10 protein-coding genes are annotated in these 13,316 nt (G+C 73.7%); 2 read left to right on the top strand and 8 right to left on the bottom strand.

What is annotated here, in order from left to right:
* Positions 1–141: 141 nt before the first annotated feature.
* From DLJ47_RS08060 to tmk, 6 genes are all read right to left on the bottom strand, one after another.
* Entirely contained in the window at positions 142–1,002 is an 861-nt protein-coding gene (locus DLJ47_RS08060) for a PSP1 domain-containing protein (protein WP_109899432.1), read from the bottom strand.
* A gap of 446 nt (positions 1,003–1,448) precedes the next feature.
* Complete coding sequence (locus DLJ47_RS08055) at positions 1,449–2,132, bottom strand: hypothetical protein (protein WP_109899431.1); 684 nt, start codon at positions 2,130–2,132, stop codon at positions 1,449–1,451.
* Positions 2,132–2,437 (bottom strand): hypothetical protein, encoded by a 306-nt coding sequence (locus DLJ47_RS08050; RefSeq protein ID WP_109899430.1) that lies wholly within the window; start codon positions 2,435–2,437, stop codon positions 2,132–2,134. The genes DLJ47_RS08055 and DLJ47_RS08050 overlap by 1 nt, the downstream gene beginning before the upstream one ends.
* A gap of 1 nt (position 2,438) precedes the next feature.
* Complete coding sequence (locus tag DLJ47_RS08045) at positions 2,439–2,768, bottom strand: YbaB/EbfC family nucleoid-associated protein (protein WP_109899429.1); 330 nt, start codon at positions 2,766–2,768, stop codon at positions 2,439–2,441.
* A 151-nt stretch (positions 2,769–2,919) separates the two neighbouring features.
* Complete coding sequence (locus DLJ47_RS08040; protein WP_109899428.1) at positions 2,920–4,197, bottom strand: DNA polymerase III subunit delta'; 1,278 nt, start codon at positions 4,195–4,197, stop codon at positions 2,920–2,922.
* The gene (gene tmk, locus DLJ47_RS08035) at positions 4,197–6,446 is read right to left on the bottom strand and encodes a dTMP kinase (RefSeq protein WP_255562291.1); all 2,250 of its coding nucleotides are present in this window, start codon (positions 6,444–6,446) and stop codon (positions 4,197–4,199) included. Before tmk ends, DLJ47_RS08040 begins: the two co-directional genes overlap by 1 nt.
* A 148-nt stretch (positions 6,447–6,594) precedes the next feature.
* Here tmk and DLJ47_RS08030 point away from each other — a divergent pair, with 148 nt between their 5' ends.
* Positions 6,595–7,800 (top strand): amino acid deaminase/aldolase, encoded by a 1,206-nt coding sequence (locus DLJ47_RS08030; RefSeq protein WP_109899427.1) that lies wholly within the window; start codon positions 6,595–6,597, stop codon positions 7,798–7,800.
* Between the two features lie 246 nt (positions 7,801–8,046).
* On the opposite strand, the gene DLJ47_RS08025 is transcribed toward DLJ47_RS08030, so the two are convergent.
* Complete coding sequence (locus DLJ47_RS08025; RefSeq protein ID WP_088997069.1) at positions 8,047–8,622, bottom strand: TetR family transcriptional regulator; 576 nt, start codon at positions 8,620–8,622, stop codon at positions 8,047–8,049.
* 225 nt (positions 8,623–8,847) lie between these two features.
* Between DLJ47_RS08025 and DLJ47_RS08020 the strand changes: the two genes are divergently transcribed.
* Complete coding sequence (locus DLJ47_RS08020; protein ID WP_109899426.1) at positions 8,848–10,161, top strand: D-arabinono-1,4-lactone oxidase; 1,314 nt, start codon at positions 8,848–8,850, stop codon at positions 10,159–10,161.
* 63 nt (positions 10,162–10,224) lie between these two features.
* Here the strand turns inward: DLJ47_RS08020 and topA are convergent, their stop codons facing one another.
* A complete protein-coding gene (topA, locus tag DLJ47_RS08015) occupies positions 10,225–13,035 on the bottom strand; it encodes a type I DNA topoisomerase (RefSeq protein WP_109899425.1) in 2,811 nt (936 codons plus the stop codon).
* Positions 13,036–13,316 lie beyond the last annotated feature (281 nt).

The following is a 13,316-nucleotide window of genomic DNA, read 5'->3' as shown; positions in this document are numbered from 1 at the left end:
ACCCTCCCCTGAACCCCGGTCCCCGGAATCACCGCGTTGATCATGAGGTCAGCGGCGCGACTCGTGATCAACTTCGCCGCCGCCCTCATGATCAACGCGGGATGGGGGCAGCGCTACGGCCGGGCGTGCGGGCCGCGCCGATCAGCGCGGCGCGTCCTCCGGGTCTGGCTGGTCCCGGCTGTCGTAGGCGCGGCGGGAGCCGCAGACGTCGGCGCGGGAGCACATGGAGCGCGAGCCGTCGGCGTCGAGCCGCACGAGCACCGCGTCTCTCGGCACGCTGTGCCCGACCACCCGACCGCTGCCCTGCGGTGTGGTGACCCGCTCGCCGGTCGCCGGCGCGGACTCCTGAAATCTCTGATACAGGGGATGTTCGTACTTCAAACAGCACATGAGCCGGCCGCACGCCCCCGAGATGCGCAGCGGGTTGAGCGGCAGGTCCTGGTCCTTGGCCATCCGGATGGTGACCGGCTCGAAGTCGGTGAGGAAGGTGGCACAGCACAGGTCCCGGCCGCAGGAGCCGATGCCACCCTGCACCCGCGCCGAGTCGCGGGCGGAGAGCTGACGCAGCTCGACCCGGCAGTGCAGCGTCGCGCCGAGGTCGCGGACCAGCGACCGGAAGTCCACCCGGTGCGGGGCGGTGAAGTAGATGGTGCTCCGTTCGCCGCCGCCCTCACCACCGCCGAGCACGTGATCGACGGCCACCACCTTCATCGGCAGCCCGTGCTCCCGGATCAGCCGCTTGGCGGCGACCTTCGCCTCGGCCTTGCGGCGGCGCAGCGCCTCGTCGCGGCGCAGGTCCTCCTCCTGGGCCAGGCCGGCCAGCCTCGGGAAGCCGGCGGTGTCCTCGGCGACCCACTGGGCCGCCCAGACGCACTCGGCCACCTCGGGGCCGTCGTCGGTGGGCACCAGCACCTTGTCGCCCACCTGTGGACTCAGCTCGCCCGGGTCGAGGTAGTAGAGGCGCCCGTACCGCTGGAAGCTGACCGCGCAGAGCATGCCCATGGCTCCCACCCTACGACGGTCGCCGCACCCCGGCCCGTCCCGGGAGTCGCCGGCCGACTACACCGTGCAGCCATTCATGTTCGTCGACTCGACCGATGCCCCGCCCATCTCGTCGTGCCGTTGATGCTCGCCCGGACGGCTGAATCCTGCCGCCGGTGGGGGACAAACGCTCCCCGGAAGCGTTGAGTGAAGACAGACCTGCGGGGGGTGCAGGGGGAAAGGCCACGGCGTCGCCGCCGGAGCCCGATCGAACGGGGCTCCCGAGCGCGACGCCGTGTGCCGTGCACCCGCCGGCCCACCCCGATCGCCCGATCGCCCGATCGCCCGATCGCCCGATCGCCCGACCCGCTCGGCACTGTCCCGACCCGCCCGCGACCCGCCGGGAGCGACCAGGAACCCGCCGCCGGCATCCCAGCCCCGCCGTCGGCTCCGGGATCAGCGGGGCGTCACCAGCCGACCCGGGTGGGGCTGTCGTAGCGGGTGCGCTCGACCACCGGCGCCCGCCAGCGGGACTCGGCCAGGCTCGGCCCCCACTGGCGCAGCAGCGTCTCCGCGCCGTCGTACGCGACGCAGAGCACGGCGAGCACCCGGCTGGCGATCTCGGCCGCCGCCACCGCGCCGGGGCCGGTGGGCCGAGGTTGGTTCACCGCACCGGGCAGCGCGGTCGCCGCGACCACGGTCACCGCCTCGGCCGAGCGGAGCACGTCGGCCAGCGCCCGGGCCAGGGTGAGTCGGCTGCCCTCCACCCAGTCGGCCAGGGCGTCGGCGTAGCCGGCCGTCGACTCCAGCCGCCCGACCAGGCTCTCCGGCCCCTCGTCCAGGTGGCGCAGCAGGGCCGTGCGCGCCTGCCCGTACCGGCTGGCGGCCGGCCCCGACCAGAGGACCGGATCGGTCAGCGCGACGCCGACCTCGTCGTACGCCCGGACGTGCCGGCGCACCGCGTGGCCGGCGGTGGCCAGCGGCGCGGGACTCAGGTCGAGGAAGCCGCGGACCGCCTCCCCGGGAAGCACCTGCATCCGGCGCAGCAGCGGCCAGACCGGGTGCCCCTCCGGCGCCCCGGCGGCGAGCAGCGTGTCGACCCGGCGCAGCAGGTCGAGGCCGGGCTCGGCGAGCCGGTCGAGCGTGTCCATCACGCCTCCCCGGTCAGCCGGCGGCGAGCCGCGTCGTCGGCGGCGGGGTAGCCGTCGGCGGCGCCCCGCACGGCGGTGGCCGCCTCGGCCAGCCGGGCGGCGGCGGCGTGCGCCTCGCGGGCCCGGTCGGTGGTGGCGGCGACCCACTGGCGGTGCAGCGCCCGGCCGATCTCGCCGGGGCGGCCGGGCGCGTCGGCGCCGAACGCGGCCTGCGGCGGGTCGCCGGCGGTGACCGTGCGGGAGAGGGCGGCCAGGGTGGCGCCGGCCTCGTCGAGGCGGCTGGCGAGGGCGCGCAGCGTCTCCATCTCAGGCCCCCGCCAGCGGCCGGTAGGCGGTGAACGTCTCGTTGTGCAGCTTCTCCCGGGCCCACTGGGCGGCGTCCGCCGCCGCGGTGACCGCGGCCTGCACGGAACCGGCGATCTCGCGCGGGTGGCGGGTGTGCAGCGGGCCGAGGAACCGCACGTCGGTGATCCGCCCACCGGCGGTCACCACCACCTCGACCAGCCCGTCCGGCGACCGGACGGTGACCTCGACCGTCGACACCGCCTGGTCGAACTCGGCCTGCAGGGACTCGATCCGGCGGTAGCGCCGCACCGCCTCCTCGATCCAGGCCTCGTCGATCTCCCCCCGTGGCATCGGCGGGCTCCTCCCCGGAACAGTCATCACTCTGCGTGCCGCCACCGTCACGGCACACCGGACCGTACCGCACAGCAATCGCACCTGTCGATGCCTGTGGACGACCGGTCCGGCGCGCGGGACCACGCCCGGCCGGCGATCTCCGGAGAGGTCAGCCCTTCCAGAGGGCGAGCATCATCGCCTCGACGGCGATCCGGGGCTTCACGTTCGCCTCGATCGCCGCCCGGCAGGCCAGCACGGCCTCCAGCCGGCGCAGCGCACCCTCGGCGTCCCACTTGCGGGCGCCGGCCTCGGCCACGGCGGCGGTGTCGGTGTGCACCGGCGCGACCGGGGCGCCGAGCGCCTTGGTGAGCGCGTCCCGGTAGAAGCCGGCCAGGTCGACCAGCGCCCGGTCCAGCGCGTCCCGCTGGGCCCGGGTGGCCCGCGACTTCTGCCGTTTCTCCAGGTCCTTGAGTTGCCCGGCGGCGCCCCGCAGGGCACCCGCCGCGCCCCGGCCGGTGCCGCCGGCGCCGAGCGCGGTCTCCAGCGCGGCCCGTTCCGCCGCGTCGGCCTCGGCCACCGACGCCTCGGCCTCCGCCTCGGCCGCCTCGATCAGCGCGGACGCCGCGTCGAAGGCGGCACCCACCCCGGTGAGCCGGCGCGGCACCGCCAGCACCGCCTCCCGCCGGCCGCGGGCCTCCGGGTCGCGGGCCAGCCGCCGGGCCCGCCCCACGTGCCCCTGGGCGGCCGCCGCCGCCCACGCCGCCACGTCAGGCGCGATGCCGTCCCGGCGCACCAGCACCTCGGCCACCGCCTCGGCCGGCGGCTGCCGCAGCGGTACGACCCGGCAGCGCGACCGGATCGTCACCGAGATGTCGTCCGGGTGGGTGGACGGGGCGCAGAGCAGGAAGACCGTCCGGGGCGGCGGTTCCTCGACCGCCTTGAGCAGGGCGTTGCCGGCCGCCTCGGTGAGCCGGTCGGCGTCCTCGATGATCACCACCTGCCAACGGCCGCCGGACGGCGTGCTGGCGGCCCGCAGCACCAGGGCGCGCATCTCGCCGACGCCGATGGAGAGCCCCTCCGGCACCACCAGCCGGACGTCGGCGTGGGTGCCCGCCATGGTGGTGTGGCAGCCGGGGCACTCGCCGCAGCCGGTGCCGTACGCGCACTGCAGCGCGGCGGCGAAGGCGCGGGCGGCCACCGACCGACCCGATCCCGGCGGCCCGGTGAAGATCCAGGCGTGCGTCATCCCCGCACCGGGATCGCCCGCCGGGCCCGCGGCGGCCCCGGCGTCGGCCTCCTCGACGAGGGCGTCAAGCTCGTCGTCGGCGGGGTCGGGCACCGGCCCGGCGGCGGGGGCGCGCAGCACGGCGGCCGCCGCCGCGGCGGCCCGGCGCAACGTCTCGACCGCCTCGCCCTGCCCGACCAGATCGGCGAAGACGTCCGGCATCAGGTCCGATGCTCCATCGTCACCAGCTCCGTTTCGGATAACTCCGGCTGCACCGAGGTGTCCGGCCCCTGCGCCGGGCGCGGGTGCACGATGCCGCCGGGGGCGCCGAGCAGCTCCTCGATCCGGCGGGCCACCTGCTCGGCGATCTCCTCGACCGGTCGGGACGCGTCCAGCACCAGGTAGCGCTTCGGGTCGGCGGCGGCGAGGTCGAGGAAGGCGTACCGCACCCGCTCGTGGAAGGCGACCGACTCGGCCTCCACGTGGTCGGCCTCCTCGTTGCGCTGCGCCACCCGGGACAGGCCGGTGCGCGGGTCGACGTCGAGCAGCACCACCAGGTCGGGCTTGAGCCCGCCGGTGGCCCAGGAGGAGAGCCAGGAGACCTCGTCGACCGGCAGCGTCCGCCCCGCCCCCTGGTACGCCAGGGACGAGTCGACGTACCGGTCGCTGATCACCACCGCGCCCCGGGTCAGCGCCGGCCGGACCACGGTAGCGACGTGGTGCGCCCGGTCGGCGGCGTAGAGCAGCGCCTCGGCGCGCGGCGACGGCACGTCCGAGCCGGGCGCGCCGAGCAGCAGCGAGCGGATCCGCTCGCCGACCGCGGTGGCCCCGGGCTCCCGGGTGACCACCACGTCGCGCCCCTGCCCGCGCAGCCGCTCGGCGAGCGCGCCGAGCTGGGTGGACTTGCCGGCACCCTCGCCACCCTCGAAGACCACGAAGAGCCCGGCGGAGACGAACGGCTCGGCCGGCATCAGCGGGCGGCCCCGGATCGAGCCCCACAGGTCGGCCAGGACCGGCACGCCCTTCTTGTCGTCCATCTGACCGAACGCGCTGATCCCGGCGAAGATGCCGGCCGCGCCCGCGGCGAGCAGCAGCAACCGGGTGGACGAGATGGAGACGCCCAGGTCGGCGATCTCCAGCTTGCGGGAGCCGCCGACACCGGCGAGTAGGCTGCTCAGGCCGATGGCCAGGATCAGCACCAGCCGGGTGCCGATCTGCACCACGGCGAAGACCCGGCCGCGCACCTCGTCGGCGATCTCGCCGCCGAGCAGCGTGGTGCCGGAGAGGAAGGCCATCCCGGCGCCCGCGCCGACCAGGACCGCGCCGACCATCGCCATCGACAGGTGGATGGCGAAGGCCAGCGTCATCACCGCCGCGCTGGCCAGCACGATGCTCATGCCGAACCAACGGCGGCGGGACATCTCCTTGACGATCATCGGGCCCAGGCCGATGCCGAGCGCCAGGCCGATGAAGATGGCGCCGAAGAGCAGGTAGAAGGCGGCGTCGCCGGCGCCCAGCGAGGTGGCGAAGAACTTGGCGGTGCCGATCACAATGCCGCCGCCGGCGAAGGCGCCGAAGATGCCGAGCACCAGGCCGCGCACGAGCGGGGTCTGCCCGATGTAGCGCCAGCCCTCCTTGAACTGGCGCAGCATGCTCTGCTCGGTACGGCCCTGCTCGTCGGCCTGCCCGTGGCTGATCTCCCTGATCCCGTACGCCACCACCAGTGCGGTGGCCAGCCGGGAGAGCGCGTTGAACCAGAGCGCCAGTTGGGCCGGCTCGGCCCAGTCCGGCGTCGCGCCCCCGGTGGCCGCCCGCACGGCACCGTCGAGCGCGGCGAGGATCAGCGCGGCGAGGACCGGCGTCAGCCCGTACGTGGTGATCAGCGTGAGCTGGTTGGCGGCCTCCAGCCGGGCGCGCGGGATCAGGTTGGGGACCGCGGCCTCCTTGGCCGGGATCCACAGCAAGGTGAGCGACTCGATCAGGAAGGTGGCGATCGCCGCCCAGCCGACCACCACCCCGCCGGGGGCGCCGAGCAGCGCGACCAACGGGATCGAGGCGAAGAGCAGGAAGCGCAGCACGTCGCAGATGACCATCGTCCAGCGCCGGTCGAAGCGGTCGGCGAGCACGCCGGCGATCGGGCCGAGTACCAGCGCCGGCAGCAGCCGGATGGCGATGACGCCACCGAAGGCTGCGCCCTTGGCGGTGCTCCCCTGGACCTGGGCGGCGGCGAAGACCGACGTGGCGAGCAGACCGAACCAGTCACCGAAGGACGCCGCGCCGAGCACGATCCAGAGCCGGCGGAACGGCCGGATCCGCAGCACCGAGCGGATGCCCGCGTAGCCGGACAGGTCGGCACCGGGCTTCTCCGCGGTGCCGCCGGACTTGTTCGAGGACGGCGACACGCCGGGCGACTCGCCGTTGAACTGGCTTTCGATGGCCGTACCTCCACGTGCCGGCCCATCGCTGGGCATCCCCGGTGGAACACTCTAGACCCGGTGGGACGCCGTCCCACCGATGACATTCTCCTGCTCGCCGAGCCTAGGCCGCCGGCACCACGGCGCACAGCCGGGCGTACGCGAGGGTGTTTCGCATTGACCGCCGGACAGTTAGCGTGCACACGTGGCCACCGAAAGCGACAAACTGCGCGAGCGCCTCGATCGGGCGACCGCCCACCTCGATCCCCCGTACGCGGCGGTCGACCTAACCGCGTACGACTCGAACGCGACCGCCCTGGTCGACCGCGCGGCCGGCAAGCCGCTCCGGGTCGCCAGCAAGTCGGTCCGCAGCCGTGACCTGCTCAGCCGGGCGCTCGCCCGGCCGGGCTGGCACGGCGTGATGGCGTTCACCCTGCCCGAGGCGATCTGGCTGGTCCGCCAGGGGGTGAGCAACGACGTGCTGGTCGCCTATCCGACCGCCGACCGGGGCGCGCTCGCCGAGCTGGCCGGCGACCCGGCGCTCGCCGCCGCGATCACCCTGATGGTGGACGGCACCGAACAACTCGACCTGGTCGACGCCGTGCGCGCCCCGGCCCGCCGAGCCGAGCTGCGCATCTGCCTCGACCTGGACGCCTCGTGGCGGCCGGTGCGCGGGGTGCACGTCGGGGTGCGCCGGTCGCCGGTGCACAGCGCCCGGGCCGCCGGCGCCCTCGCCGCCACCGTCGCCGGCCGCGCCGGCTTCCGGCTGGTCGGGCTGATGGCGTACGAGGCGCAGATCGCCGGCCTGGGCGACGCGCCGCCCGGGCAGGCGGTGCTCGGCGCCGCGATCCGGCTGGCCCAGCGCGGCTCGTACCGCGAGCTGCTGGCCCGCCGGGGCGCGGCGGTGGCCGCGGTACGCGAACACGCCGAGCTGGAGTTCGTCAACGGCGGCGGCACCGGCAGCGTGGCGGCGACCAGCGCCGATCCCGCGGTCACCGAGGTCACCGCGGGATCGGGCCTGTACGGGCCGACGCTGTTCGACGCCTACCGGGCGTGGCGGCCCACCCCGGCGGCGTTCTTCGCCTGCGCGGTGGTCCGCCGGCCGGCGCCGGGGCTGGCCACCGTGCTCGGCGGTGGCTGGATCGCCTCCGGCCCGGCCGCGCCCAGCCGCCTTCCCCGACCGTGGCTGCCGGCCGGGCTGAAGCTGATCGGCACCGAGGGCACCGGCGAGGTGCAGACTCCGCTGGCCGGCACCGCGGCCGCCACCCTGCGGGTGGGCGACCGGGTGTGGTTCCGGCACGCCAAGGCGGGCGAGCTCTGCGAGCACGTCAACGAGCTGCACCTGGTGGAGGGGGACGAGGTCGTGGCGACCGTGCCCACCTACCGGGGCGAGGGCCACGCCTTCCTCTGAGTCACCGGCCCCGCACCCCGCGGGGCCGGTTCGCACCCACTCCCGCGTGTGCGGGGCCGTTCCGCACCGTCACCCGGTCGCACCCCGGGCGTTCCGCCTGGCACACCTCGCCCGGCGCACCCCGGGCCGATCGTTCTGTCGCACCGCGCCCCGGTCGCACCCCGGGCCGATCGTTCTGTCGCACCGCGCCCGGTCGCACCCCGGGCCGTCCGCCGCCGCCCAGCCACCCGGGCCGGCGGCGCCGGGTCAGCTGGACCGGGCGGCGTCCACCGGGCTCTCGACCTGCTGGTGCAGGTACTCCCGGATGAGCGCCTTCGCCTCGGCCAGCACCCGCTCGTCGCCCTCCGGCCGCCGACGGAACGCCAGCTTGATCAGCGCGTCGGCCACCTCCACCGCGATCTCCAGATGGAAGCGCAGCTCGGGCACGTCGGTGAGCCCGAACCGTTCGGTGAGCACGCGGGCCAGCTGGTCCGCGATCACCCCGTTGTTGTCCCGCTGCTCATCGAGCAGGTGCAGGTCGACCACGTCGCCGAAGTGCAGGGTACGGAAACCGGGAACGGTACGGTGCATCGTGATGTACTCGTCGATCCCCGCGTCGACGCCGTCCCACCAGTGGGTCAGGTCGTCGGAGGCGAACCGCTCGTCGAGCCGCTGGAGGTAGGACTCCATCGTGCGCAGGGTCAGCGCCTGCACGATCGCCCGCTTGTCCGGAAAGAACTGGTAGACCGACCCGATCGCCACCTCGGCACGCTCGGCGAGCAGAGTCGTGGTCAGCCCCTCGTACCCCACCTCGTCGACGAGCTCGGCGCAGGCGTCCAGCATCCGCTGGACCCGCGCGACACTTCGACCCTGCACCGGTACGCGGCGCAGCGGCCCGGTCGTGGCGGCTGGTGTGGACACTCGGCGCCACCCCCCTTCGACGGATGAACATATCTGCACGTCACATGTCAGTGACTACCGGTACAACGAGCGGACCTCGATTGCGGTATTTACCAGGTACAACGTTCCTGATATGAAGTCAGTTCATATTCATGTCGAGGAGCGCGAATGGCCGCCACCGCACCGCTCGCCACCGCCTGGACCAACTGGGCCGGCAACCAGCGCAGCACCGCCACCACCATCCTGCGCCCCACCTCGGTGACGGACGTAGCCGAGGCCGTCCGGGCCGCCGCGGCGGACGGCCAGCGGATCCGAGCGGTCGGCAGCGGACACTCGTTCACCGCCGTCGCGGTCACCGACGGTCACCGGATGGAGTTGGACGCGTTGGACACCGGTGTCCGGGTGGACGCCGAGCGCCGGCTGGTCACCGTACCGGCCGGGATGACGCTGCGCACCCTCAACGGCCTACTCGCCGCGCACGGGCTGGCCCTGCCCAACCTCGGCGACATCGACGCGCAGACGGTCGCCGGCGCGATCTCCACCGGCACCCACGGCACCGGGGCCGGCTACGGCTGCCTATCCACCTTCGTCGAGGCGCTCACCCTGGTCACCGGCACCGGCGAGGTGCTGCGCTGCTCCGCCGACGAGCACCCGGACGTGTTCGCCGCCGCCCGGGTCTCGCTCGGGGCGCTCGGCGTACTGGTCGAGGTCACCCTGCGCTGCGTGGACGCCTTCGTGCTGCACGCGCACGAGCGACCGGCCCCGCTGGCCGCGGTGCTCGGCGAGCTGCCCGAGCTGATCGAGGCGCACGACCACGTGGAGTTCTACTGGTTCCCGTACACCGACCGGGTGCAGGTCAAGACCAACGACCGGGTGCCCGCCGACGACCGGCCGCTGCCCCGCTGGCGCGGCTGGCTGGACGACGAGTTCCTGTCCAACACCGTCTTCGCCGGTGCCTGCCGGCTCGGCCGCGCCGTGCCGGCGCTCGCCCCGAGGATCAGCGCGGTCTCCGCCCGGGCGCTCACCGAGCGCCGCTACACCGGCCGCTCCGACCGGGTCTTCTGCACCCCGCGCCGGGTCCGCTTCGTCGAGATGGAGTACGCGGTGCCGCGCGCCGCGCTGCCCGAGGCGCTGGACGCGCTGCGCCGGATCGTGGACGGGCTGCCCTTCAAGGTGCTCTTCCCGGTCGAGATCCGGTTCACCGCCGCCGACGACATCTGGCTGTCGCACGGCTACGGCCGCGACTCGGCGTACCTGGCCGTGCACCAGTACGTGGGCATGCCCTACGAGCCGTACTTCCGCGCGTTCGAGCAGGTCGCCGCCGGCCTGGGCGGACGCCCGCACTGGGGCAAGCTGCACTACCGCGACGCGGAGTCACTGGCGCCGGCCTACCCCCGCTGGCCCGACTTCCAGTCCCTCCGCACCCGCCTCGACCCGAACCACCTCTTCACCAACCCCCACCTAACCCACATCCTCGGCTGAGCCGTACTCCTGGATCTGGGCCCGCCAGGGGTCGCGCCCGTCGCACGATCTCGGCGGAGGGCGTTACTCGGTGGGGGTGGTGGCTTTATTGGGGGCGGCTTTTTTCGGCGTGGTGGTTTTGGCGGTGGTGGTCTTCTTCGCCGTGGACTTGGTGGCGGCGGCGGTCTTCTTGGTCGCCGTGGCCTTCTTGGCGGGGGCCTTCTTCGCGGCCGCCTTCTTGCGCGGGGCGGGGCCCTTGGCGCGCTTCTCGGCGAGCATCTCGGAGGCCTCCTCCAGGCTCAGCGCCTCCGGGGTCTGGCCGCGACGCAGCGACGCGTTCGTCTCGCCGTCGGTGACGTACGGGCCGAACCGGCCGTCCTTGATCACCAGTGGCTTCTCGGTCAGCGGGTCCACGCCCATCTCCCGCAGCGGCGGCGCAGCGGCCCGACGCTGGCGGGTCTTCGGGGCGGCCAGCAGGGCCAGCGCCTCGTCCAGCGTGACGGTGAACATCTTGTCCTCGGAGTCCAGCGAACGGAACTCCTCGCCACGCTTGACGTACGGGCCGTAGCGGCCGTTGTTGGCGAAGACCTCGTTGCCCTCCGGGTCCACCCCGACGAGCCGGGGCAGGCTGAGCAGCTTGAGCGCCTCGTCGAAGGTGAGCGAATCCGGCGACTGCGAGCGCAGCAGGGAGGACTTCCGCTCGCCGCTGGCCACGTACGGGCCGAACCGGCCGGACTTGAGCAGGATCGGCTCCCCGGTGGCCGGGTCGTCGCCGAGCTTGCGCTCACCCCCACCGCCGAGGAACAGCTCGTGCACCTTCTCCGGGGTCAGCTCGTCCGGCGCCAGGCCCTCCGGGATCGGGGCCCGGTCACCCTGGGTGCCGCCCTCCTCGCCCTCGGCGGCCGGCGCGGGTACCTCGCCCGGCACCGCCCGCTGCAGGTACGGCCCGTAGCGCCCGACCCGGACCACGACCTCGCGGCCCTCGTCGTCGGTGAACAGCGGGATGGAGTTGACGCTGCGCGCGTCGATCTCGCTGAGGTTCTCGGTGACCAGCTTCTTCAGCCCACCGGAGCGGGCGATGTCCTGGTCGCCGGCGCCGTTGGCGCTGCCGAAGTAGAAAGCGGTGAGGAAGTCGACCGCCGCGTGGTCACCGCCGGCGATCTCGTCCAGCTCGTTCTCCATGCTGGCGGTGAAGTCGTAGTCGACCAGCCGCGGGTAGTGCCGCTCCAGCAGCCCGATCACGGCGAACGCCAGGAAGGACGGGATCATCGCCTGGCCGCGCTTGAAGACGTAGCCGCGGTCCTGGATGGTCTGCATGATCGACGCGTACGTGGAGGGGCGGCCGATGCCCAGCTCCTCCAGCGCCTTGACCAGCGACGCCTCCGTGTAGCGCGACGGCGGCTGGGTGTGGTGGCCCTGCGCGGCCAGCTCCTCGGCGGTCAGCGGCTGGTCCTTGACCAGGGTGGGCAGCCGCCGCTCGGCGTCCTCGGCCTCGGCGTTCTCGTCGTCGCTGGACTCGACGTACGCCCGCAGGAAGCCGGGGTCGGTGATGGTCTTGCCGGTGGCGCCGAAGTCGGCCTCCTCGCTCGCGGAGGAGACGGCGCGGATCCGCACCGAGACGCTGGAGCCGACCGCGTCGGTCATCTGCGAGGCGATGGTGCGCCGCCAGATCAGCTCGTAGAGCTTGAACTCCTCGGCGGAGAGCTCTTTGGCCACCTCGCCCGGGGTGCGGAAGTTGTCCCCCGCCGGGCGGATCGCCTCGTGCGCCTCCTGCGCGTTCTTCACCTTGCCGGTGTAGCGGCGCGGCTCCGGCGGCACGCTCCGCTCGCCGTACAGCTCGACGATCTGCCGGCGGGCCGCCGCGATGGCGGTCTCCGACAGGTTCACCGAGTCGGTACGCATGTAGGTGATGTAGCCGTTCTCGTAGAGCCGCTGCGCGGTGCGCATCGTCTGCTGCGACGAGAACCGCAGCTTGCGGGCCGCCTCCTGCTGGAGCGTCGAGGTGATGAACGGCGCGTACGGGCGGCGGCGGTAGGGCTTCTCCTCGACCCGGGTGACGGTGAAGGGCCGCCCTTCCAGCCGGGCCGCGAGACCCCGGGCACCTCCTTCGTCGAGGTGGACCACCCCGGCACCCGGCTTCACGCGGCCGGTCGTGGGCTCGAAGTCCTTGCCGGTGGCGATCCGGTCGCCGTTCAGCGCGACCAGGGTGGCGTTGAAGCTGCGCGGGCCCGCACCGGCGTTGCCGACCGCCAGGGTGGCCAGGATGTCCCAGTACTCGGCGGTGCGGAAGGCCATCCGCTGCCGCTCCCGCTCGACCACGATCCGGGTCGCCACCGACTGCACCCGGCCCGCCGAGAGCTTCGGCATGACCTTCTTCCACAGCACCGGGGAGACCTCGTAGCCGTAGAGGCGGTCGAGGATGCGCCGCGCCTCCTGGGCGTCGACCAGGTCACGGTCGATCTCGCGCGGGTTGGCCACCGCTGCCTGGATGGCTGGCTTGGTGATCTCGTGGAAGACCATCCGCTTGACCGGCACCTTGGGCTTGAGCGTCTCCACCAGGTGCCAGGCGATCGCCTCGCCCTCGCGGTCCTCGTCCGTCGCCAGGAAGATCTCGTCGACCTCCTTGGCCAGCTTCACCAGCTTGCTGATCTGCTGCTTGCGGTCGGCGGAGACCACGTAGAGGGCGTGGAAGCCGTTGTCGACGTCCACCCCGAGCCGCGCCCACGGCTCACCCTTGTACTTGGCCGGCACGTCGGCGGCGTTGCGCGGGAGGTCCCGGACGTGGCCGAAGCTGGCCTCCACGACGTACCCCGGGCCGAGGTAGCCCGAGATCGTCTTGGCCTTCGCCGGTGACTCGACGATGACCAGACGGGTGGTTCCAGCGTTGCTCGGCACGTTTCTCTCCGACCTCACTCCTGCTCACTGCCGCCCGCGTCCCGTTCGGGCCGGCTTCGACCCGCCGATGCCCGGCGGTCCGGATGTCCAACGTAACGCGCCGTCCGCGTTTCGGGTTTCGCGGGCGGCAAACCACCCCGGCGGGGCGGTCGCCGCCGCCGTGACGCGGTCGGGGTTGCCGGACGGCGCCACCGTACACCGTGGGTAGGCCCGGAAGCGGGACACTGTGACGATGGCGGACCCTCGGCCGAGGCGCCACCCGGCCGTTTTCCGGCCCAAAC

The organism is Micromonospora sp. S4605 (assembly GCF_003176715.1).
GTDB lineage: Bacteria > Actinomycetota > Actinomycetes > Mycobacteriales > Micromonosporaceae > Micromonospora > Micromonospora echinaurantiaca.
Note: the sequence above shows the minus strand (reverse complement) of the source record. Positions and strands in the feature narration are given on the sequence as shown.